Origin of the sequence: Pseudomonas fluorescens (genome assembly GCF_000730425.1) — a bacterium.
GTDB lineage: Bacteria > Pseudomonadota > Gammaproteobacteria > Pseudomonadales > Pseudomonadaceae > Aquipseudomonas > Aquipseudomonas fluorescens_X.
Map to the genome: position 1 here is coordinate 5,603,068 of NZ_CP008896.1, position 22,827 is coordinate 5,625,894.

Annotated in this window: 20 protein-coding genes; 10 read left to right on the plus strand and 10 right to left on the minus strand. The window is 61.9% G+C overall.

Annotation, left to right across the window (positions count from 1 at the left end):
- Positions 1–10: 10 nt before the first annotated feature.
- From HZ99_RS25150 to HZ99_RS25160, 3 genes are all read right to left on the minus strand, one after another.
- Positions 11–3,481 carry a PAS domain-containing hybrid sensor histidine kinase/response regulator gene (locus HZ99_RS25150; RefSeq protein WP_038446913.1) on the minus strand — a complete coding sequence of 1,157 codons (3,471 nt, stop codon included), beginning with the start codon at positions 3,479–3,481 and terminating at the stop codon, positions 11–13.
- 148 nt (positions 3,482–3,629) lie between these two features.
- On the minus strand, positions 3,630–4,016 hold the full coding sequence (locus tag HZ99_RS25155) for a YbaN family protein (RefSeq protein WP_038446915.1): 387 nt from the start codon (positions 4,014–4,016) through the stop codon (positions 3,630–3,632).
- Positions 4,017–4,036: 20 nt separating this feature from the next.
- Positions 4,037–4,624 (minus strand): YecA family protein, encoded by a 588-nt coding sequence (locus tag HZ99_RS25160; RefSeq protein WP_038446917.1) that lies wholly within the window; start codon positions 4,622–4,624, stop codon positions 4,037–4,039.
- Between the two features lie 274 nt (positions 4,625–4,898).
- Here HZ99_RS25160 and recQ point away from each other — a divergent pair, with 274 nt between their 5' ends.
- Positions 4,899–7,028, plus strand: coding sequence for a DNA helicase RecQ (gene recQ / locus HZ99_RS25165; protein WP_038446919.1), 2,130 nt, complete (start codon positions 4,899–4,901; stop codon positions 7,026–7,028).
- A 121-nt stretch (positions 7,029–7,149) separates the two neighbouring features.
- Positions 7,150–7,584, plus strand: coding sequence for a MarR family transcriptional regulator (locus HZ99_RS25170; protein ID WP_038446921.1), 435 nt, complete (start codon positions 7,150–7,152; stop codon positions 7,582–7,584).
- 144 nt (positions 7,585–7,728) lie between these two features.
- Here HZ99_RS25170 and HZ99_RS25175 read toward each other — a convergent pair whose 3' ends face one another.
- Entirely contained in the window at positions 7,729–9,918 is a 2,190-nt protein-coding gene (locus tag HZ99_RS25175) for a patatin-like phospholipase family protein (RefSeq protein WP_038446923.1), read from the minus strand.
- Positions 9,919–10,002: 84 nt separating this feature from the next.
- Between HZ99_RS25175 and HZ99_RS25180 the strand changes: the two genes are divergently transcribed.
- Entirely contained in the window at positions 10,003–10,290 is a 288-nt protein-coding gene (locus HZ99_RS25180; protein ID WP_038446925.1) for a SelT/SelW/SelH family protein, read from the plus strand.
- 38 nt (positions 10,291–10,328) lie between these two features.
- Here the strand turns inward: HZ99_RS25180 and HZ99_RS25185 are convergent, their stop codons facing one another.
- The 3 genes from HZ99_RS25185 to HZ99_RS25195 all read right to left on the minus strand — a co-directional run bounded on the left by HZ99_RS25185 (position 10,329) and on the right by HZ99_RS25195 (position 12,473).
- Positions 10,329–10,610: a hypothetical protein gene (locus HZ99_RS25185; RefSeq protein ID WP_038446927.1), complete on the minus strand. Its 282-nt coding sequence runs from the start codon at positions 10,608–10,610 to the stop codon at positions 10,329–10,331.
- A gap of 129 nt (positions 10,611–10,739) precedes the next feature.
- The gene (locus HZ99_RS25190; RefSeq protein ID WP_038446929.1) at positions 10,740–11,621 is read right to left on the minus strand and encodes a DMT family transporter; all 882 of its coding nucleotides are present in this window, start codon (positions 11,619–11,621) and stop codon (positions 10,740–10,742) included.
- A 93-nt stretch (positions 11,622–11,714) separates the two neighbouring features.
- Complete coding sequence (locus tag HZ99_RS25195) at positions 11,715–12,473, minus strand: helix-turn-helix transcriptional regulator (RefSeq protein ID WP_038446932.1); 759 nt, start codon at positions 12,471–12,473, stop codon at positions 11,715–11,717.
- A gap of 133 nt (positions 12,474–12,606) precedes the next feature.
- On the opposite strand from HZ99_RS25195, the gene HZ99_RS25200 reads away from it, so the two are divergent.
- Positions 12,607–13,416, plus strand: coding sequence for a UDP-2,3-diacylglucosamine diphosphatase (locus HZ99_RS25200; RefSeq protein ID WP_038446934.1), 810 nt, complete (start codon positions 12,607–12,609; stop codon positions 13,414–13,416).
- A 127-nt stretch (positions 13,417–13,543) separates the two neighbouring features.
- On the opposite strand, the gene HZ99_RS25205 is transcribed toward HZ99_RS25200, so the two are convergent.
- From HZ99_RS25205 to phhA, 3 genes are all read right to left on the minus strand, one after another.
- The gene (locus tag HZ99_RS25205) at positions 13,544–14,743 is read right to left on the minus strand and encodes an amino acid aminotransferase (RefSeq protein ID WP_162473192.1); all 1,200 of its coding nucleotides are present in this window, start codon (positions 14,741–14,743) and stop codon (positions 13,544–13,546) included.
- Complete coding sequence (locus HZ99_RS25210; protein ID WP_017134918.1) at positions 14,740–15,096, minus strand: 4a-hydroxytetrahydrobiopterin dehydratase; 357 nt, start codon at positions 15,094–15,096, stop codon at positions 14,740–14,742. The genes HZ99_RS25205 and HZ99_RS25210 overlap by 4 nt, the downstream gene beginning before the upstream one ends.
- 105 nt (positions 15,097–15,201) lie before the next feature.
- Positions 15,202–15,993: a phenylalanine 4-monooxygenase gene (gene phhA / locus HZ99_RS25215; protein WP_038446939.1), complete on the minus strand. Its 792-nt coding sequence runs from the start codon at positions 15,991–15,993 to the stop codon at positions 15,202–15,204.
- Positions 15,994–16,270: 277 nt separating this feature from the next.
- Between phhA and HZ99_RS25220 the strand changes: the two genes are divergently transcribed.
- The 6 genes from HZ99_RS25220 (at position 16,271) to flgJ (ending at position 22,825) form a co-directional block, all read left to right on the plus strand.
- Positions 16,271–17,833, plus strand: a complete 1,563-nt coding sequence (locus HZ99_RS25220; RefSeq protein WP_038446941.1) for a sigma-54-dependent phenylalanine hydroxylase transcriptional regulator PhhR — start codon at positions 16,271–16,273, stop codon at positions 17,831–17,833.
- Positions 17,834–18,100: 267 nt separating this feature from the next.
- Positions 18,101–18,841 carry a flagellar basal body rod protein FlgF gene (locus HZ99_RS25225; protein ID WP_038448191.1) on the plus strand — a complete coding sequence of 247 codons (741 nt, stop codon included), beginning with the start codon at positions 18,101–18,103 and terminating at the stop codon, positions 18,839–18,841.
- A gap of 67 nt (positions 18,842–18,908) precedes the next feature.
- Positions 18,909–19,694, plus strand: coding sequence for a flagellar basal-body rod protein FlgG (gene flgG / locus HZ99_RS25230; RefSeq protein ID WP_032858999.1), 786 nt, complete (start codon positions 18,909–18,911; stop codon positions 19,692–19,694).
- Positions 19,695–19,746: 52 nt separating this feature from the next.
- Positions 19,747–20,442, plus strand: coding sequence for a flagellar basal body L-ring protein FlgH (gene flgH / locus HZ99_RS25235; protein ID WP_032859002.1), 696 nt, complete (start codon positions 19,747–19,749; stop codon positions 20,440–20,442).
- 27 nt (positions 20,443–20,469) lie between these two features.
- Positions 20,470–21,558: a flagellar basal body P-ring protein FlgI gene (locus tag HZ99_RS25240; RefSeq protein ID WP_162473208.1), complete on the plus strand. Its 1,089-nt coding sequence runs from the start codon at positions 20,470–20,472 to the stop codon at positions 21,556–21,558.
- Between the two features lie 10 nt (positions 21,559–21,568).
- On the plus strand, positions 21,569–22,825 hold the full coding sequence (flgJ, locus tag HZ99_RS25245; protein ID WP_038446945.1) for a flagellar assembly peptidoglycan hydrolase FlgJ: 1,257 nt from the start codon (positions 21,569–21,571) through the stop codon (positions 22,823–22,825).
- The last annotated feature ends 2 nt before the right edge of the window (positions 22,826–22,827 follow it).

Genomic DNA, 22,827 nt, shown 5'->3' on the forward strand with positions numbered 1-22,827 from the left:
GCGCGGCTGATTACAACGGTAAATGCCGGTTCAGCAGCGCTCGCAACGCCGCCGGCTTCACTGGCTTGGCCAGGTAGTCCAACCCCGCCGCGTGCACCTCGGCCACCCTCTCCGGCCGGCCGTCGGCGCTGATCACCACCCCTGGGATCGGCTCTGCCAACTGCGCGCGCAGCCAGCCCATCAACTCGGTACCTGTTTCGCCGTGGTCCAGGTGGTAATCCACCAGCGCCAATTGCGGGCGCATGCCTTCGGCCAGCAACGCCGCGCATTGCGCCTGGTCGCGTGCGGTCCAGACCTGGCAACCCCAACGGCTTAACAGGCTGCGCATGCCAATCAGGATGCTGTCTTCATTGTCCACGCACAGCACCTGGGCACCGCTCAGCGGCATGCCCTTTTCTGCCGTGGCCTGCACCTGCAGGCGGGTCTGGGTCTTGGCCAGCGGCACACTGACACTGAACACGCTGCCTTTGCCTGGCCAGGAGCGTACGCGCAAGCGGTGACCGAGCACGCGGCACAGCCCATCGGCGATTGCCAGGCCAAGACCCAGTCCCTTCTCGGCACGGGTCTGGTGGCTATCCAGGCGCTTGAATTCCTCGAAAATCACCTTCTGTTTATCCAGAGGAATACCCGGGCCACGGTCCCACACCTCCAGGCGCAGTTCACCGCGCCGACGTCGCACACCCAGCAGTACCGGGCCGTGGGCATAACGGAAAGCGTTGGTCAGAAAGTTCTGCAGGATCCGCCGCAGCAGCTTGATATCGCTGTCGATGCGCAAGCGGCTGCCGCGCAGTCGGAAACGCAAGCCTTGCTCCTGGGCCAGTACCTTGAACTCCGCGCCCAGGGTGTCGAACAGCTCACTCAAGGCAAATGGCTGGCGTTGCGGGTTGATCTTGCCGTTTTCCAGGCGTGAGATATCCAGCAAGTCGCTGATCAGGTCTTCGGCCGAACGCAACGAACTGTCCAGATGCTGCACCAGTTGCCGGGCCTCGCCGGACAGTCCTTCGCTCTGGTGGGAGAGGGCGGCGGAGAACAGTCGTGCGGCGTTCAGCGGTTGCATCAGGTCATGGCTGACGGCGGCAAGGAAGCGGGTTTTCGATTGGTTGGCCGACTCGGCCACGCCTTTGGCATCGGTCAGGGCGACGTTGAGTTGCGACAGTTCATGGGTGCGCTCGGTAACCCGCTGCTCCAGGCCCTCATTGGCTTCGGTCAGGGCCTGCTCGGCCTCGCGGAACGCGGTGATGTCGGTGAAACTCATGACAAACCCGCCACCTGGCATCGGGTTGCCGATCAGTTCGATCACCCGGCCGTTGGGGAACAGTCGTTCCGATGTATGCGCCCGGCCCTGGCGCATCCAGTGCAGGCGCCGCGCCACATGCACTTCGGCTTCGCCTGGGCCACACAGGCCGCGTTCGGCGTTGTAGCGAATAATGTCGGCAATCGGCCGGCCAACGCTGATCAGGCCGTCGGGGTAGTTGAATAGCTCCAGATAGCGGCGGTTCCAGGCCACCAGCCTGAGGGACTGGTCCACCACACTGATGCCTTGGGTGATGTTCTCGATTGCACCTTGTAGCAGCGCACGGTTGAATTGCAGCACTTCAGAGGCTTCGTCAGCGATACGGACTACATCCTCCAACTGCATTTCGCGGCCTTCAATTGCGGCTTTCACCACCGCTCGCGTCGATGAGGCCCCCAGTACGCCGGCCAGCAGCCGTTCGGTGTGGGCGATCCAGTCGTTGTCGGCATTCTGATTGGGGTTAAAGCCCTTGCCTTGGCGGTAGGCGAAGCGGATGAAACTTTGTTGCGCCCGTTCCTCGCCAACAAAGCGCGCCGCCAGGCTCAACAGGTCATTGATCTGCACCGACAGCATGGAACGGGCACTGGCGCGCTGGCTGGTTTCCTGGCCGATAAAGCGTCCGGCCTGCCAGTGTTCCGACACGCGTGTGCGCGACAGCACCGACACCCAGGCAAACAGGGTGAAGTTACCGGCCAAAGACAGCACCACCCCTTGGGTCAGTGGCGTGATCGGCAGCCCCAGCGGGTTGCCATGCAGCCAGGACAGGCCCGGGAATATATCCAGTGACCAGCCCAGGCTATGGGCGGCAATGGGCAGCACCAGGGTGTAGAACCACAGGAAAGTACCTGCCGCCAGGCCGGCAAACACGCCGCGCCGGTTGGCCTGTTTCCAGTACAGCGCGCCGAGCATCGCCGGTGCCAGTTGGGTCACGGCGGCAAACGCGATCTGGCCGATGGTCGCCAGGCTGGCGGTGGAGCCGAGCAGGCGATAGCTGACATAGGCCAGCAACAGGATAATCACGATGCTGACCCGGCGTACCGAGAGCATCCAGTGGCGGAATACTTCGAACGGGCGCTCGGCGTTGGTGCGGCGCAGCAGCCACGGTAGCAGCATATCGTTGGAGACCATGGTCGACAGCGCCACGCTGGCGACGATGACCATACCGGTTGCCGCCGAAGCACCACCGATAAACGCCAGCAGCGCCAGGGCTGGATGGGCTTCGGCCAGGGGCAGGCTGATCACGTAGGAGTCCGGCAACACTGAGCTTGGCAGCAACATTTTGCCGCCCAGGGCAATCGGCACCACAAACAGCGCAGCCAGCACCAGGTAAGCCGGGAACACCCACTTGGCCAGGCGCAAGTCCTGGGGCTCGATGTTCTCTACCACGGTCACGTGGAATTGGCGGGGCAGGCAGATGATCGCCATCATTGCCACGCCGGTCTGCACCACCATCGATGGCCAGTTGACGGTCTCTTTCCAGTATTCCTCCAGCCTCGGCGCGAGCATCGCCTGGCTGAACAGGTCGTTGAAACCGTCGTAGAGGCCGTAGGTAACAAACGCACCGACTGCCAGAAACGCGAACAACTTGACCAGGGACTCGAAGGCAATCGCCAGCACCATGCCACGGTGGTGTTCCGTCGCATCGAGGTTGCGGGTACCGAACACAATGGTGAATAGCGCCAGCACCAGGGACACAATCAGCGCGGTGTCCTGGGCCCGCGTACCGGTGGCATCGGCGCCGGCGCCAATCAGCAGGTTGACCCCCAGCACGATGCCTTTGAGTTGCAGTGCAATGTACGGCAGCACGCCCACCAGGCAGATCAGCGCTACCACCACGGCCAGGGACTGGGACTTGCCATAGCGCGCGGCAATAAAGTCGGCGATAGAGGTGATGTTTTCCTGCTTGCTGATCAGCACCATCTTTTGCAGGACCCAGGGCGCCAATACCAGAAGCAGGACGGGGCCCAGGTAGATCGGTAAAAATGCCCACAGTTGTTCGGCGGCCTGGCCTACGGCACCAAAGAAGGTCCAACTGGTGCAATACACCGCCAGTGACAGGCTATACACCCAGGCACGTACCCGTGGCGGCAGCGGCGCGTGGCGGCGGTCACCGTAGAAGGCGATGGCAAACATAATGGCCATGTAGGCCAGGGCAACGGCGGCGATCAGCCCGCTGGACAGCGTCATGAGTACTCCGGACATAAGAACACCCAGGCATTCCCAGGCCCGGGGCGACAGTCTCGCATGATGCACGGGGTTAGTCAGTGTCGACGAAGGTCGCGTAGGGGCCGGCTAGCCGGTGATGGGAGGTTCGCTATCGCCGCTAAGCCGGCCCCTACAGCCGTGGTGGCAGGGTTTTCTGGCGCAGGATATAGATCGAGACCAGTACCGCACAGGTCAACATGAACCCGCGTGCCCAAGGCAATGGCACCAGGTAGCAAGACAGGCCGATACTCAGCCACATGAAGCCAATGGCGTACACCTTGCCTTTGAGTGGAATGCCGTTGCCATCCAGGTAATCCCGAATCCATGGACCCAGGCGCGGGTGGTTGACCAGCCAGTGGTAGAAGCGCGGTGAGCTACGGGCAAAACAGCCGGCGGCCAGGAGCAGGAAGGGGGTAGTCGGCAAGACCGGCAGGAAGATCCCGATCACCCCAAGCACCACGCTCAACCAGCCAACGGCCAGCAGAACGTAGCGCACAATCGGGGAGCGGTTGCCCATGGGCGCCACGGGCAGGGGACTCAGTGATGGCGAGGCTTGAGGATCGCCGGTTTTTCGTCGGGCGCGTTGCATAGCAGGTACAGGGCGGTCAGTGCTTCCGGGATCTGTACGATCATGTCGTCCATCAGGTTGGCATCGCTGGCGATATCGGCGAACTCGGGCTGGTCGTCGAACAGGCCGGAACCGACCATGATCGGCAGCAGCATTTCGCTGACCTCTTCCTCGGCGGTTTCAAACCAGGCGGCTTCGCGCAGGAACACACCTTCCATGAAACCAATGCACCAGCCGCGCAGGTCGGAGTCGTCCGGCTCTTCGCCCAGGTCGAGCTCGCATGGCAACTCGAATTCCTCATCGGACGCCAGTTGGCGAGAGATGTGGGCCTTGAGCGCCAACAGGGTGGATTCGATTTCCTCGCGCTGCGCGGCGTCTGCGTAGTGAGGCTCTTCGGCGAACAGCGCGTCGATCCATTCACGATCAGGTACAGGCTCGGAGCAGATCGACAGCGCGGTCAGGTAGCCGTGGGCGGCCACATAGTCCAGCGCTTCGTCATGCAGCTCATCGGCATCGAGGAAGGCTTGCAGGCGGGTTAGTTGCTCAGCGAAGGACATTGAAAGACTACCTTGGGAATAAACGATGCTGAATTCTAGGCCTTCTTGAGCGTGCAGGCCAGCCGCACGGCACATTTGCAAGGTTTTCAGATGGGCCGCTGTTCGTCAGTGGCCCCCTTTGCCGGGAAGGGCTCGGGTATACTGCCGCGTTTTGTGATGCCCCTGCAGGCCGGATGTGGTTGCGGGAAAAGTTCGCTTACGGATTATTGTCCGGCCAGATGCGCTTTTTCAGCCAGCCTGTACAGAGGGATTTCGGTGGAATTTGGAGTTTTTCATGCTTGAACAGGCTCAACGCGTCCTCAAGGACATCTTCGGCTACGACAGTTTTCGTGGCCGCCAGGGTGCGATCATTGAGCGCGTGGCCAGCGGCGGTGATGCGCTGGTCCTGATGCCTACCGGTGGCGGCAAGTCGTTGTGCTTCCAGGTGCCGGCCTTGTTGCGTGAAGGCCTGGCGGTGGTGGTCTCGCCGCTGATCGCGCTGATGGACGATCAGGTGGCCACCCTGGAAGAGTTGGGGGTCGCCGCCGCCGCATTGAACTCCACCCTGAGCGCCGACCAGCAACGCGACCTGGCGGCGCGGATCCGCCGTGGCGAAGTAAAGATGCTCTACCTGGCGCCCGAGCGTTTGGTGCAACCCCGGATGCTGGCGTTCCTGCAGAGCCTGGAAATCTCCCTGTTCGCCATCGATGAGGCTCACTGTGTATCCCAGTGGGGTCACGATTTCCGGCGCGAATACCTGCAACTGGGGCAACTGGCCGAGCTGTTTCCCAATGTGCCACGCATTGCCCTGACCGCCACGGCCGACAAGCGCACCCGCGAAGAAATCGTCGAGCGCCTGCATCTGCAGAACGCCGAGCGTTTTCTCTCCAGCTTCGACCGGCCAAACATCTTTTATCGCATCGTGCCCAAGGAACAGCCGCGCAAGCAGTTGCTGGCGTTTCTCTCCGAGCGGCGCAGCGATGCGGGCATTGTCTACTGCCTGTCGCGCAAGAAGGTCGACGAGGTGGCCGCGTTCCTCTGTGAGCAGGGCTATCCCGCATTGCCGTACCACGCCGGCCTGCCCAACGAGTTGCGGGCCTATCACCAGAAGCGCTTCCTCAACGAGGAAGGCCTGATCATGGTGGCGACCATTGCATTTGGCATGGGCATCGACAAGTCCAACGTGCGCTTTGTCGCGCACATGGACCTGCCCAAGTCCCTGGAGGCGTACTACCAGGAAACCGGGCGGGCCGGTCGCGATGGCCTGCCGGCGGATGCCTGGATGGTCTATGGCCTGCAGGATGTGGTGATGCTCAAGCAGATGCTGCAGAACTCTGAAGGCGATGAGCGTCACAAGCGCCTGGAACAGCACAAGCTCGATGCCATGCTGTCGCTGTGCGAAGAAACCCGCTGCCGCCGCCAGACCCTGCTCGCCTATTTCGACGAAGACATGCCCCAGCCCTGTGGGCATTGCGATAACTGCGTGGATGGCGTGCAGACCTGGGATGCCACTGAGCCAGCACGCCAGGGGCTGTCGGCGATCTTCCGGACTGGCCAGCGTTATGGCGTCGGTCATCTGGTGGATGTATTGCTGGGCAAGGACAACGAAAAAGTCCGCAGCTTTGGTCATCAGCACCTCTCGGTGTATGGCGTGGGCAAGGCGCGGGCTGAAGGCGAATGGCGTTCGCTGTTCCGCCAGATGGTCGCCCGCGGCCTAGTGGATATCGACCTGGAAGGCTATGGCGGCTTACGCCTGAATGACAGTTGCCGGCCGCTGCTCAAGGGTGAGGTCAGCCTGGAACTGCGCCGCGACCTCAAGCCGCAGACCACTGCCAAGTCCAGCAGCACCAGCCAGGCCAGCCAACTGGTGCGTGGCGAAGAGCGCGAACAGTGGGAAGCCCTGCGTGCCTTGCGTCGCAAGTTGGCACAAGAGCACAGCGTGCCGCCCTACGTCATATTCCCCGACTCCACCTTGCTGGAAATGCTGCGTGAGCAGCCCACCACTCTGGCGGAAATGGCCAGGGTTGGAGGCGTCGGCGCGCGCAAGCTGGAGCGTTATGGCCAGGCGTTCCTGGAAGTCCTTGGCGGCCAGGCCGAGGCACCGAAGGAAGTCGCCGATATCCGTCACGAGCTCATCAGCCTGGCCCGCGCAGGCATGACGCCGATCCAGATCGCGGGGCAATTGCAGTGTTCAGAAAAGAACGTCTACACGTTGCTGGCCGAGTCCATTGGCAAGCAGCAATTGTCCCTGGAGCAGGCCCTTGATTTGCCGGAGGACTTGCTCGGTGAAATCCAGGATGCATTTCTCGACGGCGAAGGCGAGTTGCCACCGGTTAGCGACATAGCCCCGTTGTTTACCGGCCGGGTGCCAGAGGGGGTTTTGTACTGTGTACGGGCCGCTTTGCAGTCGGAATTCGAGATTTGATGTGTCAATTACGACAATGTAACGAATCAGTACATTGCAAGCCTTGCCTACTGTCATGGGTCATGCTTAGCTGACTAATAATTAGCCACACTTAATTTTCAGTCTAACCCATGAGTTTTTTATGCCGTTAACCGATCAACACCGCTTTGGCATGCAGTTGGCGCAAATGTCCCGTGGCTGGCGCGCCGAACTGGATCGCCGCCTGGCGGGGCTGGGGTTGTCCCAGGCGCGCTGGCTGGTGCTGCTGCATCTGGCCCGTTTTGAAGAAGCACCCACCCAACGCGAACTGGCCCAGAGTGTCGGGGTAGAAGGGCCCACATTGGCGCGCTTGCTCGATAGCCTGGAAAGCCAGGGCCTGGTGCAACGCCAGGCTGTGGTGGAAGACCGTCGTGCCAAACGCATCCTGCTGTGCGATACCGCCAGGCCATTGATCGAGCAGATCGAGACCATTGCCACAGCCTTGCGCCAGGAGCTGTTTGTGGGGGTCGATGAAGAAGATATGCGGGTGTGCATGCGCGTGCATGGGCATATTCTGGCTAATCTGGAAAAGACCTGACCCGGTTGCGCCGCTGATCAACATGTGGGAGCGGGCTTGCCCGCGATGGCGGAGGGTCAATTGATAAATACTTGACTGATACACCGTCTTCGCGGGCAAGCCCGCTCCCACACAAGCCTGCTCCACTTCGGCCAAGTGTTGTTCTTAGAAGGTCTGGCCGAGGTTCAGGTACACCGCCTTCTGATTGTCATCATTAAACCCATAGCTGAAGTTCAACGGCCCCAGCGGCGTATCAAACCCGAGGAAGATGCTCGCGGCGTTGATGTAGCCACTGTCGAACTCATTGTCGTTGTTCCATGCTCGCCCCCGTTCCAGGGAGGCACCCAGGTACAGTGGGAAGTCCAGCGGCAAGTACGAGCGTGGGGTCAGGCGGCGGTAGTACACCGCGCGCATCAGGCTGATGTTCTGCCCGGAAATCGCATCCTGGCGGAACCCTGACAGCTGCCGCGCACCGCCCAGCAGGAAGCTGGAAATCACCACGTCGGAATCATCCAGGGTACGTCCGTAGCGCCCACCCAGCACCAGGGTGTCCGGGCCGTGGCTCATGGCCTTGTCCAGCTTGAACTCCCATTGGCGGTAGCGCTGGTCGGAGCCCAGGCCGGGTTCGAATTCCCGGTAGGCCAGGCCGATATCTTCACCGGTGTGAGGGAAGTACACGTTGTCCAGGGAGTCGAACGAGTACTTCAATTCGTAGAAGCCCTCGCTGAAGCTCACGCTTGGCAAGTCGCGATCGCCAATGCGCACATCGGCCTTGCCCCAGGCTTCGCCGACGCCGAAGCGGATTTCGCCACTGTTGCCAATCTGCCGGCCGACGTTCAGGCCAAAACCATAGCGCTCCAGGCGGTATTCGGAGATGGGGTCGTTATCCATGATCAGTTCGACGTTCTGCGCCTGCGCCCTGATGTAGGGCGCGACGAAATAACGTGAGCCGGTATCCATCGGCTGGTAGAACTCGCTGTACAGTTCCTGGCGATCTCCGATCTGCACCCTTGTGAGCCATTCGGCGCCGAGGTGGTTGATGCCGTTGACGCGGTAGCTGGCGCCGAGGTTGAAGGCACTGTCGCCGCGCATGTCGTCGGACAGGTTGAGCCCCAGGCGCAGGTAGTCGGTGCCGCTGCGTTTGCCGCGCGCGCTGATGACCAGGGTGTTGTCCGGGCCTTTTTTCACCACGCGGTATTGCACCTGCTCGAAGTAATCCAGGCCGTACAGGGTGCCCATGTCGGATTGCAGGCGTGCCAGGTTCAGCGGTTCGCCGATGGGTTGGCGGATGTAGTAGCGGATCACGTCGTCGCCGACTTTCGAGTCGTTCTCGACCTTGATGGCGGTGATCGTCGGATTGCGCTGGCCCGGTGTGCGGGCGGCAGTCAATTCGGCGTCTACTGAGCCTGTCGGGCGCAGGAGTGCCATACGGGCATCCAGTGCACGGGTGGCGCGGTAGCCTGCGTAGATCATGTCTTTGGCACGGCCAAAATCCGTCACGCCATAGGCGGCCAGCGGTGGCTGGATCAGCACGTCGCCGGGATGCAGGGCCTTGAGTTGCTCCTCCGAGTTTCGGCGGGTCATCAAGGTGATGGACTGGTTGAGTACATCCACCACCGTCGCCAGTTGCTTGCGGCCGCGCAACGGTGTGCCGATATCCACCACGATGGCCATATCGACCCCCATCTCACGCGCCACATCCAGCGGGATGTTATCGGTCATGCCGCCATCCACCAGCAGCCGGCCGTCCAGTTCCACCGGGGCGAATACCGCCGGGATCGACATGCTGGCGCGAATCACCAGGGGCAGGTGGCCCTTGCGAAACACTACTTTCTCGCCGCTGGTGATATCGGTGGCCACGGCGCGGAATGGAATCGGCAGCTTGTCGAAGTCGCGGGTGTTGCTGCTGTGGGCAAACATGCTCTCCAGCAGCAGTGCCAGATTCTGGCCCTGGATCACGCCCAGGGGCAGGCCGAGGCTGCCGTCATCGCGAAAGCTCAGTTTCTGCTTGATCAGGAAGTCCCGGTCATCCTGCTTGCGCCGGAACGGTACGTCTTCCCTGGGCGGGGCGTCGGACAGCGCCAACTGCCAGTCGATGCTCAGTGCCAGCTTTTCCAACTCGTCGATCTTGTAGCCCGAGGCGTACAGCCCGCCAATCACCGCGCCCATGCTGGTACCGGCAATGGCGTCGATGTGAATGCCTTGCTCTTCCAGGGCCTTGAGCACGCCAATGTGCGCCAGGCCACGGGCGGCACCGCCGGAGAGCACCAGGCCGATCTTCGGGCGTGGCGCTTCAACGGCTTGGGCAAGGACAGGGAGCAGGCACAGCAACAGGCAGGACAGCAGGCGGCGCATCATCAATCTCGGGGCTGGGCGGCAAAGGCCGGTATTATAGCCATCCGATCCACCGGTCTCGTCATCTCAGGAGTTCTTCATTTTATGTCTGCGTCCAAGCCCGAGATTGTTATCACCTATTGCACCCAGTGCCAGTGGTTGCTGCGCGCGGCGTGGCTGGCCCAGGAGTTGCTGAGCACGTTTGCCGACGACCTTGGCAAAGTGGCCCTGGAGCCGGCGACAGGCGGGGTGTTTCGCATCACCTGCGAGGGTGTGCAGATCTGGGAGCGCAAGGTCGATGGCGGTTTCCCGGAGGCCAAGGTGCTCAAGCAGCGGGTGCGCGACCAGATCGATCCACAGCGCGACCTGGGGCACAACGATCGGGTGCAGTAAAAGGCACTGCCGGCGCGGAGCCGGCAGTGACGGGCGGTTTACTTGGCCGCCATCTTGTTTTTGATCCAGCCGACGACGAGCGTCAAAACCAGGCCGCCCACGCCACCGCCGACAATATTGCTGCCGACGGCGGCAACGTCCAGCGCCCCGCCGGCGGGCATGCCGCTGATGGCTGTGATGATCTGCCCCAGCACCAGGCCGCCGACGCCGCCGAGTACCGTATTGAGCCCGGAGCCCAGGCCTTGCTTGCTCAGGCCGGCGATGTTGCCGCCGACCGCGCCACTGATGATCTGAATGATCAGGGTGATGAACATGTCCATGGTGAAACTCCTGCATTGCGTTAGGGGAGCGACCACTCGCATGCAGCAACTTCAAGGATCACGGCTGTCGTCGAGGAGTCTGTATCCGTTGAACGACTGCTGACTGTTGCGGATACAAAAAAGTATAGATCAGGCCGCAGCCGCCGGCTGTCGGGCCTTGGCGGGGCGGCTCATCAGGCCGGAGACGACGATGGCGGCAATGATCAGCGAGCCGCCCAGCAGCATACGCAGGGTCGGGGTTTCGCTGAATAGCAGCCAGGCCACGGTGATGCCGTAGACCGGCTCCATGGCGAACACCACCGCGGCGGTCCGCGCCTTGAGCACCTTGAGGCTGGCGACAAACAGACTGTGGGCCAGGCCGGTACAGAACACCCCCAGCAGGCCGATCCATAGCCAGTCGAGGGCGCGCACTTCGCCGAGGCCTTCAGCTGCGACGGGCAGCAGGCACAGGGCGACCACCACGTTCTGGCACAGGGCTGCCTGCACCGGGGGAATGCTGGCGCTGGCCCGGTTGTTCAACGAGAGCAGCGAGAACAACAGGCCCGAGAGCACGGCCCAGATCAGGCCGCTGGTGGCCTGGCTGGCGAGGTCGAAGTCCGGGGTGACCAGCACCAGGCCGACGCTGACGAGTACCACCAGCACCATTTCATTGGCGCGAATCCGCTCGCGGAAGATCAGGCCTTCGAGGATCACCGTGAACGCCGGGAACGTGGCAAATCCCAGCGTCGCAATCGCCACGCCTGCCACTTTCACCGCAATAAAGAAGCTCACCCAGTGCCCGGCCAGCAGCAAGCCGCTGAGCAGCAGGCGGCGCAGGTCGGCGCGGTACAGTTTTTGCCAAGGTGTGTTGCTGGCAAAACGGGCAAACAGCACCAGGGCGAGTACCGCGAAAGCGGCACGCCCAAACACGATAATGCTCGGCGATGCAACGGCAAGCTTGCCGAAGACGCCGGTAAGGCCAAACATCAATGCACCGATGTGCAGGGCGCCGAGGGCAGTGCGGGGAGTCATGACAGTCCTTAAAGCAGTCAGCAGGCAGGCATCCAGTCTAGAGCGCAGTGCGCGGGGGTGTCTGTCGCGCGAATCGCCGGTTTTAGCGCAAGACTAGCGCCCATTGTCGAGCCGGCGCAGGGCCCCGGGCGAGCGGCCGAACTCGCGCAGCATCGCTGCAGCAAACGCACTTTGTGAACCATAGCCGACCCGCGCGGCAATCTCGCCAATGGGCAGGAGGCTGTCGCGCAATAACCCGCGGGCCATGTGCAGGCGCCGGTTGCGGATGTAGTCCATGGGTGTCAGCCCGCATTCGGTGACAAAGCGTGCGTGCAGGCGGGCGACGGACATATCTGCCAGCCGCGCCAGATCAGCGACTTGCAGCGGGTAGGCCGCATGCTGGTCGATATGTGCATTGAATGCACCATAAGGCAGGCGCCGCGGGCCCGCGTGCGCTGGCGACTGGCCATTGAGGGTCGCCAATAACAGCACCGCACCTTGCTGGGCGATCAGCGGGTCATCCAGTGCGCTGCTCGCCAGCCAGTTGACCAATTGGCCCTGGCGGGCATCCAGGTTCACCCGTGCCGGCTGGTCCAGCAGGCGGCGACTGGACTCTGCGTGCTCGCCCAGCGAGTGCATCACCCACTGTTCGTCGGGCACATCCAGCACCAGGCACTGGCTGCCCCGGGGGCTGCCACAGCTGTGATGGGTGGAGAAAGGCAGGACCATCACCCCTTGCGGGCAAACTTCGCCGCCGATGCCTTCCACCTCGAAATCCAGGCGGCCGGCCAGGCCAAACACCAGTTGCGCGTGGTCATGGCTATGGGCGATCAGGTCGTGGGTGTAATGGCGCAGCGTGAGGGTCGGTCTCATCGCAATCTCCCGGGCAGGCCGGCAGTTTACACCGCCCGACGGGCGGTGGGCGCTGTCATCTGACTGACGCAAGAGTGTCATGGGCTGTTAATTGCCCGGGAGCAAGCTGGCGAAAACACCCTTGAGGTATGCCATGACCAGCGCCGAGCTCGCCAAACCCAGCCGCAAGCAACGTGTCCGTACCCTGTGGATCTCCGACGTGCACCTGGGCACCCGGGACTGCCAGGCCGAACATCTGTCGCAGTTCCTCAAGGGCTACCACGCCGACAAGGTCTACCTGGTGGGCGATATCATCGACGGCTGGAAAATGCGCGGCGGCATGTATTGGCCCCAGGCCCACACCAACGTGATCCGTCGCCTGCTGACCATGAGCAAGCGCGGCACCGAGGTGATCTACGTCACCGGCAACCACGACGAGTTCCTGCGCCGCTACTCAAAGCTGATCCTGGGCAATATCCAGTTGGTGGACGAAGCGGTGCATGTGACCGCCGATGGCCGGCATTTGCTGGTGATTCATGGCGACCAGTTCGACGTGATCACCCGCTATCACCGCTGGCTGGCGTTTCTGGGGGATTGGGCCTACGAATTCACCCTGACCCTCAACCGTTGGCTGAACCACTGGCGGGCGCGCTACGGGTATGGCTACTGGTCGCTGTCGGCGTACCTCAAGCACAAGGTGAAGACGGCGGTGAGCTTTATCAGCGATTTCGAGGAAGCCATCGCCCATGAAGTGACCAAGCGCGAGTTGCATGGCGTGGTGTGCGGGCATATCCATCACGCCGAGATTCGCAAGGTGGGCGAGGTGGATTACCTCAATTGCGGGGATTGGGTGGAGTCGTGCACGGCGTTGATCGAGCACTGGGATGGGCATATCGAGCTGTATCGGCTGGCCGACGCCCAGGCCAAAGAGGCGCAGGTCAAGGCCGAGATGGTTGCAGGCTGAAGATCGCCTCGGTCAAAAATGTGGGAGCGGGCTTGCTCGCGAATGCGGTGTATCAGTCAGCATATCCAGCACTGATCCGCCGCATTCGCGAGCAAGCCCGCTCCCACATGTTGGATGGTGTTTTGCCTTAGGGCTTACAAACGTCTGCAATGGCCTCGGCCAGCAGCCCCAGGCGCGTCTCATCAATCCCGGCCACGTTGGCCCGGCCGGAACTGACCATGTACACGCTGTGTTTTTCCCGCAGTTGTTTGACCTGTTCGGCGCTCAGGCCGGTATAGGAAAACATCCCGCGCTGCACGCCCACATGGGCAAACCGTTCGGACAGCCCATGGGGCACCAGTGCTTCGACCAGGCCCGAACGCAGTTGCGCGATGCGCGAGCGCATGCCTTCGACTTCTGCACTCCAGAGTTGTTTGAGCGCGGTATCCCCGAGAATGGTCGCGACCACGGCGGCCCCGTGATCCGGTGGTGTCGACCACAGGTTGCGTGCGATAAACGCCAGTTGGCTGCGTACATCCAGCAACTTCTGCGCATCGTTGGCGCATACGATCAGCGCGCCGACACGGTCGCTGTACAAGCCGAAATTCTTCGAGCAGGAACTGGTGATCAGCACCTCAGGCAGCTCCTCGGCAAACAAACGCACCGCCCATGCGTCCTGCTCCAGGCCATCGCCAAAACCCTGGTAGGCAAAGTCGATCAGCGGCAGCAGTTGGCGCTCGCGCACAATCTGCAGCACCTGGCGCCAGTCGTCCTGGGACAGGTCGAAACCGGTGGGGTTATGGCAGCAGGCGTGCAGCACCACCACGTCGCCATCGGGCACGGTGGCCAGGGTGGCGAGCATGGCTGGCACGTCCAGGCGGTTGTCACTGCCCACGTAGGGGTAATGGCTGACCTTGAGCCCGGCCTTGGCGAAGATGGTTTCGTGGATCGGCCACGTCGGGTTGCTCAACCACACGCCACGGCCGGGCAGGCTGTGGGCGATAAAGTCGGCGCCAAGGCGCAGGGCACCGGTGCCCCCCGGGGTTTGCGTGGCGCCGGCGCGTTGTGCCTTGAGCAGCGCCGAGCCGGCGCCGAGCACCAGTTCACTGACCAGGCGACCGAAAGCCGGGTCGCCATGCCCGCCGATGTAGGTCTTGGTGGTTTGCTGCTCGACCAGGCGCTGCTCGGCACGTTTTACCGCCTGCAGGATCGGGGTCAGGCCCTGGGCATCTTTGTAGACGCCCACGCCGAGGTCGAATTTTTGCGGGTTGGTGTCCTTGGCATAGGACTCCATCAGCCCCAGGATCGGATCACCAGGCACCCGGCCAATCGCGGCGAAATGCATCACTTGCGGCCCTCGGCATCCTTGGCCACTTCGTCGGTGCGGGCGGCCATGATGAAGTCGTTGCGGTGCAGGCCCTTGATGGAGTGGCTCCACCAGGTCACGGTGACTTTGCCCCATTCGGTCAGCAGGCCTGGGTGATGGCCTTCGGCTTCGGAGATCTCGCCCATGGCGTTGGTGAAGGCCAGGGCGAATTTGAAGTTCTTGAACAGGAAGACTTTTTCCAGCTGCATCACGCCGTCGCGCACTTCGATGTTCCAGTCAGGGATCTGCTTGATCAGTACCGGCAGTTCTTCGTCGCTGACTTGCGGGGCGTCGGCGCGGCAGGCTTCGCAATGGGCTTGGTTCAAGGTGGTCATAAAGGTGTTCCTGAAATCGAGTATGTGGAATTCGGTTGCCAGTCGCGTCACCCTAAAGCAACACGCGGCCAGGGAACAGGCTCACCTGGCCTTTAAAGCATCAGTTCAAGCCGCCTTGGGCTTGGGCGGGAACAGCGGCGCGTGCAGACCCAACTGCATACCGCGCTCGACCATGCCCATGATGTCTTCCTGGGCCACTTCAAACAGGCGCTTGAGGCTGGGCAGGACGAAATACAGCGGCTGCAGGATGTCGATGCGATACGGCGTGCGCATGGCTTCCAGCGGGTCGAAGGCCTGGTGCTTGGGCTCATCCGAGAGGCAGTACACCGTCTCCTTGGGCGACGACAGGATGCCGCCACCGTAGATGCGCCGACCTTCAGGCGTGTCCACCAGGCCGAACTCGATGGTCATCCAGTACAGGCGCGCCAGGTACACCCGTTGCTCCTTGGTGGCCGCGAGGCCGAGCTTGCCGTAGGTGTGGGTGAATTCGGCGAACCAGGGGTTGGTCAGCAGTGGGCAGTGGCCGAAAATCTCGTGGAAAATATCCGGTTCTTGCAGGTAGTCCAGCTCTTCACGGGTGCGAATAAAGGTCGCCACCGGAAACTGCTTGCTGGCAAGCAATTCAAAGAAGGTCTGGAAGGGGATCAGTGCCGGCACCCGCGCCACTTGCCAGCCGGTGGTTTCGGCCAGCACTTTGTTGATTTGCGCCAGTTGCGGAATGCGGTCATGGGGCAGGCCGAGTTTGTCGATGCCGTCCAGGTATTCCTGGCAGGCGCGACCCTCGATCACTTTCAGCTGGCGAGTGATCAGGGTGTTCCACACCGCATGTTCTTCGGGCGGGTAGTGGATAAAACCTTGCGCATCGGGCTCGCGGGCCACGTATTGCGTCTGCTTCATACGGCTCTCCTGCTAGGCATTCGTTCTTGTTATGTCCTGCTATGGGCTTATTGATACTCCGCCTGGCCGTGGATTCCACCTGGTTCTAAGGGATGGATGTAGGAAAAATCGGTATTTTTCGTAAAGTATTCGTTACGATTTGGCCGTTGCGCACCTGGCATTGGGATTTTCGGGTTTGAAAAGGCGGTTGGCTGTCACATAATCTTGACGACTATCTGCGTCCGGCGACAAAAAGACGCAGCCCGATCAGCCCTCCTACAACAAACCGGGCCTTTACATGCGTATTAAAGTGCATTGCCAGAACCGCATCGGCATCCTGCGGGACATCCTCAACCTGTTGGTGGAATACGGCGTCAACGTGGCCAAGGGCGAGGTTGGCGGTGAGCACGGCAATGCCATTTACCTGTATTGCCCGAACCTGGTGAACATGCAGTTCCAGGCCTTGCGCCCGCAGTTCGAGGCGATTGCCGGAGTGTTTGGCGTCAAGCGGGTAGGGCTGATGCCCAGCGAGCGTCGGCATATGGAACTCAACGCCTTGCTCGGGGCGTTGGAGTTCCCGGTGCTGTCCATCGACATGGGCGGCTCGATTGTCGCGGCCAACCGCGCGGCGGCGCAGTTGCTCGGGGTGCGGGTGGACGAAGTGCCAGGCATTCCCTTGTCGCGCTACGCCGAGGATTTCGACCTGCCGGAGCTGGTGCGCGCGAGCAAGTCGCGGATCAATGGCTTGCGGGTCAAGGTCAAGGGCGATGTGTTCCTGGCCGACATCGCCCCGTTGCAATCTTCCGAGCATGACGACAGCGAAGCCATGGCCGGCGCCGTGCTGACCCTGCACCGTGCCGACCGCGTCGGTGAGCGGATCTACAATGTGCGCAAGCAGGAGCTGCGGGGCTTTGACAGCATTTTCCAAAGCTCCAGAGTCATGGCTGCTGTGGTGCGTGAAGCGCGGCGTATGGCGCCCCTCGATGCGCCCCTATTAATAGAAGGCGAGACCGGCACCGGCAAGGAGCTGCTGGCGCGCGCCTGTCACCTGGCCAGCCCGCGCGGGCAGTCGCCGCTGATGGCGCTCAACTGCGCGGGGCTGCCGGAGTCGATGGCCGAGACCGAGCTGTTTGGCTATGGTCCAGGCGCGTTTGAAGGGGCACGGGCGGAGGGCAAGCTGGGGCTGTTGGAGCTGACGGCGGGCGGTACGTTGTTTCTCGATGGCGTGGGCGAAATGAGCGCGCGGTTGCAGGTCAAGTTGCTGCGCTTTCTGCAGGACGGTTGCTTTCGTCGCGTAGGCAGCGATGAAGAGGTCTACTTGGATGTGCGGGTGATCTGCGCGACCCAGGTGGACTTGTCGGAACTGTGTGCCCGCGGGGAGTTTCGTCAGGACCTGTATCACCGGCTCAATGTGTTGTCGTTGCATATCCCGCCGCTGCGCGAGTGCCTCGACGGTTTGCCGCCGCTGGTCGAGCACTTTATCGACCAGGCCAGCCGCTTGATTGGTTGCCCGTTGCCCAAGCTGGCACCGGCGGCCATGGAACGGCTCAGTCACTACCATTGGCCGGGCAATGTGCGGCAGTTGGAAAACGTGCTGTTCCAGGCGGTGTCGCTGTGTGAGGGTGGCACGGTCAAGGCTGAGCATATTCGCTTGCCGGATTACGGCGTGCGCCAGCCGCTGGGTGATTTTTCCCTGGAGGGCGGCTTGGAAGAGATTGTCGGGCGGTTTGAAAAGGCGGTGCTGGAGAGTTTGTATGCCGAGCACCCCAGCAGTCGGCTGCTGGGCAAGCGCCTGGGGGTGTCCCACACCACTATCGCCAATAAGTTGCGTGATTACGAAGTGCTCAAGGCCGACAAATAAGCCCCTGGCCCAACACGGTAAAAATGTGGGAGCAAGCAAGCCCGCTCCCACAATGGACCTGTGTCAAGGCCAAGACCGGTGCTTGCCGCAAGCGGCAGAACTCCGCCGTTTTTCCGACTCCCTGCCATCCCCTCATCCACCTTCAATCCTACGCAACCCCTTGCCCCACCTGGCTTTCCCCCACTTTTAAAAAGTTGGTGCGCAAATTGCTAAAGACTCCTCAGTACATCGGTGGGCGGCAAGCGTCCGTCAGTAAGAGGAATGAGCGTGGACAAGTACCTTTATGTGGCAATGACCGGCGCCAGCCAGAATGCGCTGGCGCAAAAGGCCCATGCCAACAACCTGGCGAACATTTCCACCAACGGTTTTCAGCGTGACCTGGAACAGGCCCGCTCGATGCCGGTGTTTGGTGACAGCTTTCCGGCGCGGGCCTTTGCCCTGACCGAGCGCCCAGGCACTGATTTTTCCCCTGGCTCGATGGTCGAGACCGGTCGTGACCTGGACGTTGCCGTCGGTGGTGATGGCTGGATCGCGGTGCAAACCCCAGATGGCGGCGAAGCCTACGTGCGCACCGCCAGCATGAATATCGATGCACTCGGCGTGCTGCGGGCCGGCAACGGCATGCCGATCATGGGCAATGGCGGGCCGATTTCGGTGCCGCCCGAGCAGAAGGTCGAGGTCGGCGAAGACGGCACCATCAGTATCCGCGCCATGGGTGAAGGCCCGCGGGTGATGGCTGTAGTGGACCGTATCAAGCTGGTCAAGCCGGACCTGGCCAACATGACCAAGGGCCTGGACGGCGCGATCCACACCAAGGACGGCCAGCCGGCAGTGGCCGATGCCAGCGTCAAGGTGAACTCGGGCTTCCTGCAGTCGAGCAACGTCAACGCCGTCGAAGAAATGACCGCCGTGCTGGCCCTGTCCAAGCAGTTCGAGCTGCACGTGAAAATGATGAACAGCGCCAAAGAAGACGACCAGGCCATGACCCGCGTCATGCAGATGAGCTGATTGCAGCACCACTGATTACCAATTTCGTAACGCGGCGCCAACAAACAGGCGCACGAAGGAGAACAGCATGCTTCCGGCTCTATGGGTTGCCAAAACCGGTCTGTCCGCCCAGGACACCAACCTGACCGTTATTTCCAACAACCTGGCGAACGTTTCGACCACGGGCTTCAAACGTGATCGCGCCGAGTTCCAGGACCTGCTCTATCAGATCAAGCGTCAGCCGGGTGCCCAGTCGACCCAGGACAGCGAGTTGCCGTCGGGCCTGCAAGTGGGTACCGGTGTGTCCATCGTCGGTACCCAGAAGAACTTCACCGCCGGCAACCTGCAACAGACCGGACAGCCGCTGGACATGGCGATCAACGGCCGTGGCTTCTTCCAGATCCTGCAACCGGATGGCACTACTTCCTACACCCGTGACGGTACTTTCCACCTGGACTCCAACGGCCAGGTCGTGACGGCCAACGGCTTTGCCCTGGAGCCGGCGATTGTCGTGCCCAACGATGCCCAGACCTTTACGGTCGGCGCCGACGGTACCGTATCCATCACCATTGCCGGCAACCCGGCCTCCCAAGTGATCGGTAACCTGCAGACCGCCGACTTCATCAATCCGGCAGGCCTGCAAGCCACCGGCAACAACCTGTTCCTGGAAACCGCCGCCAGCGGCGCGCCGCAAGTCGGCACCCCGGGTCTCAACGGGTTTGGCACCACCCTGCAAAGCACCCTGGAAACCTCCAACGTCAGCACCGTGGAAGAAATGGTCAACATGATCACCACCCAGCGCGCCTACGAGATGAACTCCAAGGTGATTTCCACTGCCGACCAGATGCTTTCGTTCGTTACGCAGAATCTGTAATCCAGTCTATGGGGCGCTCAAAAGGCGCCTGCAACACCGTGAGGTAAGGGTCATGAGTCGCTTTGTTTCTGTTCTGGCATTGAGTGGGATTGCCGTGCTCGCGGGTTGTGTCGCCCCGACGCCAAAACCCAATGACCCGTACTACGCGCCGGTGTTGCCGCGCACGCCGCTGCCTGCCGCCGCCAACAACGGCTCGATCTACCAGGCCGGTTTCGAACAGAACCTGTACAGCGACCGCAAGGCGTTCCGGGTCGGGGACATCATCACCATCACCCTGAACGAGCGCACCACGGCGAGCAAGAACGCCAACTCCCAGGTGGCCAAGAACAGCAAGACCGGCATCGGCCTGACCTCACTGTTTGGCGGTGGCTTGAACACCAACAACCCCCTGGGCAGCGGTGACCTGAGCCTGGACGTGGGCTACAGCGGTGACCGCGCCACCAACGGCAGCAGCAAGGCCGGGCAGGGCAACAGCCTGGTGGGTTCGATCACCGTGACGGTGGCCGATGTACTGCCCAACGGCATCATCGCCGTGCGCGGCGAAAAATGGATGACCCTCAACACCGGTGACGAACTGGTGCGCATCGCCGGCATGGTGCGGGCGGACGATATCGCCACCGACAACACTGTGCCGTCCACGCGGATTGCCGATGCACGCATTACCTATTCGGGTACGGGTTCGTTTGCCGACGCCAGTCAGCCGGGTTGGTTCGACCGTTTCTTCCTTAGCCCGCTGTTCCCTTTCTAGGTGATCACTTTGAATCTCAAACAGCTGATGGCCGCGCTGTTGTTGCTCTCCCTGAGCGCCGCTGCCCAGGCCGAACGCCTGAAAGACATCGCCAGCATTTCTGGGGTGCGCACCAACCAGTTGATCGGCTACGGCCTGGTGGTGGGGCTCAACGGTACGGGCGACCAGACCACCCAGACCCCGTTCACCCTGCAGACGTTCAACAACATGCTCTCGCAGTTCGGGATCAAGGTGCCGCCAGGCTCGGGCAACGTGCAGTTGAAAAACGTCGCGGCGGTGTCGATCAGTGCCGACCTGCCGGCGTTCTCCAAGCCGGGGCAGGTGGTGGATATCACTGTGTCGTCCATTGGTAACTCGAAAAGCCTGCGCGGTGGCACCCTGCTGATGACGCCGCTCAAAGGGATCGACGGCAATGTCTACGCCATTGCCCAGGGCAACCTGGTGGTGGGTGGGTTTGATGCCGAAGGGCGCGACGGTTCGAAGATCACCGTCAACGTGCCATCGGCCGGGCGGATTCCCGGTGGTGCCACGGTGGAGCGCACGGTGCCCAGCGGCTTCAACCAGGGCAACAGCCTGACCCTGAACCTCAACCGTTCAGACTTCACCACTGCCAAGCGCGTGGTGGACAAGATCAACGACATGCTCGGCCCTGGCGTGGCCCAGGCCATCGATGGTGGCTCGATCCGCGTGACTGCGCCGCTGGACCCTAGCCAGCGTGTGGATTACCTGTCGATCCTGGAGAACCTTGAGGTCGATCCAGGCCAGGCCGTGGCCAAGGTCATCATCAACTCACGCACCGGCACCATCGTGATCGGGCAGAACGTCAAGGTGTCGCCAGCGGCCGTGACCCATGGCAGCCTGACCGTGACCATTACCGAAGACCCGATTGTCAGCCAGCCAGGGCCGTTGTCCGGTGGTCAGACCGCCGTGGTCCCGCGTTCCCGGGTCAATGCCCAGCAAGAAGCCAAGCCGATGTTCAAGTTCGGCCCCGGCACCACCCTGGATGAAATCGTCCGTGCGGTGAACCAGGTGGGCGCGGCGCCCGGCGACTTGATGGCGATCCTCGAAGCCCTGAAACAGGCCGGCGCCTTGCAAGCCGACCTGATCGTGATTTGAGGCCCTGATCATGGACATGCGCAAGAGCGGCATCGCCAGTACGGCAGACTCGGGCTCCTACTCCGACCTCAACCGGCTTAACCAGCTCAAGTTCGGTGACAAGAACAGCGAAGGCAATATGCGCAAGGTGGCGCAGGAGTTCGAGTCGCTGTTTCTCAACGAGATGCTCAAGTCCATGCGCTCGGCCACCGATGCCCTGGGCAAGGACAACCCGCTGAACACCCCGGCGGCCAAGCAGTATCAGGAAATGTACGACCAGCAATTGGCGGTCTCGCTGTCCCGCGAGGGCGGCGGTATTGGCCTGGCGGACGTGCTGTTGCGCCAGATGCAAAAGAACAAACCAGTGGAAGGGCAGGCCTCGACGTTGCAGGGCCCGGACGCGGTCGAGAAGAAAGTCGACGTGCCGACGCCGATTGCCGCCGGCACCCAAGCGGATGGCCCGCTGGGCCGTTCCAATGGCCAGCGCGCACTATGGGCGGCGCGGGTCGAGGTGGTGCCACGGGCCGATGACGGCACCCTGCGCAATGACATGGCCCTGATGAATCAGCGGCGCATCGCCTTGCCGAGCAAACTCACTGATCGCCTGCTGGCCGGTATCGTGCCGGGCGTCGAGGCGACGGGGGCTGCCAAGGCTGCGCCATTGCGCAACAGTGCCGCCGAAGATGGCGTGATCAAGGGGGCCGCGCGCACGTTTGCCGCCCACGATTCGCGCATGCAGATCTACGGTCGTGCCGTGGCCCAGCCACCGTTGGCCCCGGCGAAAAAGGCCTTCAGTTCGCAAGACGAGTTTGTCGCCACCATGCTGCCCATGGCCAAGCAGGCGGCCGAGCGTATCGGCATCGACCCTCGCTACCTGGTGGCCCAGGCCGCGCTGGAGACGGGTTGGGGTAAGTCGGTCATGCGCCAGCAAGATGGCAGCAGCAGCCATAACCTGTTTGGCATCAAGGCCGGGCAGAGCTGGCAGGGTGCCCAGGCACGGGCGATTACCAGCGAGTTCCGTAATGGCGAGATGGTCAAGGAAACGGCGCAGTTCCGTTCCTACGACTCTTACCAGGACAGCTTCCATGACCTCGTGACCTTGCTGCAAAGCAATGAAAGATATCAAGAAGTGCTGAAGTCGGCCGATAACCCGGAACAGTTTGTGCGCGAGTTGCAGAAAGCCGGTTATGCCACCGATCCGGACTATGCCAGCAAGATTTCGCAAATAGCCAAAACGATGAACAGCTATCAGAACTACGCTGCCGCGGGCGCAACCACTCATTTATAAGG

Bases quoted from the DNA above. Each gene is read 5' to 3' on its own strand.
- HZ99_RS25150 (WP_038446913.1), bottom strand. From the start codon at position 3,481: ATGACGCTGTCCAGCGGGCTGATCGCCGCCGTTGCCCTGGCCTACATG.
- HZ99_RS25155 (WP_038446915.1), bottom strand. From the start codon at position 4,016: ATGGGCAACCGCTCCCCGATTGTGCGCTACGTTCTGCTGGCCGTTGGC.
- HZ99_RS25160 (WP_038446917.1), bottom strand. From the start codon at position 4,624: ATGTCCTTCGCTGAGCAACTAACCCGCCTGCAAGCCTTCCTCGATGCC.
- recQ (WP_038446919.1), top strand. From the start codon at position 4,899: ATGCTTGAACAGGCTCAACGCGTCCTCAAGGACATCTTCGGCTACGAC.
- HZ99_RS25170 (WP_038446921.1), top strand. From the start codon at position 7,150: ATGCCGTTAACCGATCAACACCGCTTTGGCATGCAGTTGGCGCAAATG.
- HZ99_RS25175 (WP_038446923.1), bottom strand. From the start codon at position 9,918: ATGCGCCGCCTGCTGTCCTGCCTGTTGCTGTGCCTGCTCCCTGTCCTT.
- HZ99_RS25180 (WP_038446925.1), top strand. From the start codon at position 10,003: ATGTCTGCGTCCAAGCCCGAGATTGTTATCACCTATTGCACCCAGTGC.
- HZ99_RS25185 (WP_038446927.1), bottom strand. From the start codon at position 10,610: ATGGACATGTTCATCACCCTGATCATTCAGATCATCAGTGGCGCGGTC.
- HZ99_RS25190 (WP_038446929.1), bottom strand. From the start codon at position 11,621: ATGACTCCCCGCACTGCCCTCGGCGCCCTGCACATCGGTGCATTGATG.
- HZ99_RS25195 (WP_038446932.1), bottom strand. From the start codon at position 12,473: ATGAGACCGACCCTCACGCTGCGCCATTACACCCACGACCTGATCGCC.
- HZ99_RS25200 (WP_038446934.1), top strand. From the start codon at position 12,607: ATGACCAGCGCCGAGCTCGCCAAACCCAGCCGCAAGCAACGTGTCCGT.
- HZ99_RS25210 (WP_017134918.1), bottom strand. From the start codon at position 15,096: ATGACCACCTTGAACCAAGCCCATTGCGAAGCCTGCCGCGCCGACGCC.
- phhA (WP_038446939.1), bottom strand. From the start codon at position 15,993: ATGAAGCAGACGCAATACGTGGCCCGCGAGCCCGATGCGCAAGGTTTT.
- HZ99_RS25220 (WP_038446941.1), top strand. From the start codon at position 16,271: ATGCGTATTAAAGTGCATTGCCAGAACCGCATCGGCATCCTGCGGGAC.
- flgG (WP_032858999.1), top strand. From the start codon at position 18,909: ATGCTTCCGGCTCTATGGGTTGCCAAAACCGGTCTGTCCGCCCAGGAC.
- flgH (WP_032859002.1), top strand. From the start codon at position 19,747: ATGAGTCGCTTTGTTTCTGTTCTGGCATTGAGTGGGATTGCCGTGCTC.
- HZ99_RS25240 (WP_162473208.1), top strand. From the start codon at position 20,470: ATGGCCGCGCTGTTGTTGCTCTCCCTGAGCGCCGCTGCCCAGGCCGAA.
- flgJ (WP_038446945.1), top strand. From the start codon at position 21,569: ATGGACATGCGCAAGAGCGGCATCGCCAGTACGGCAGACTCGGGCTCC.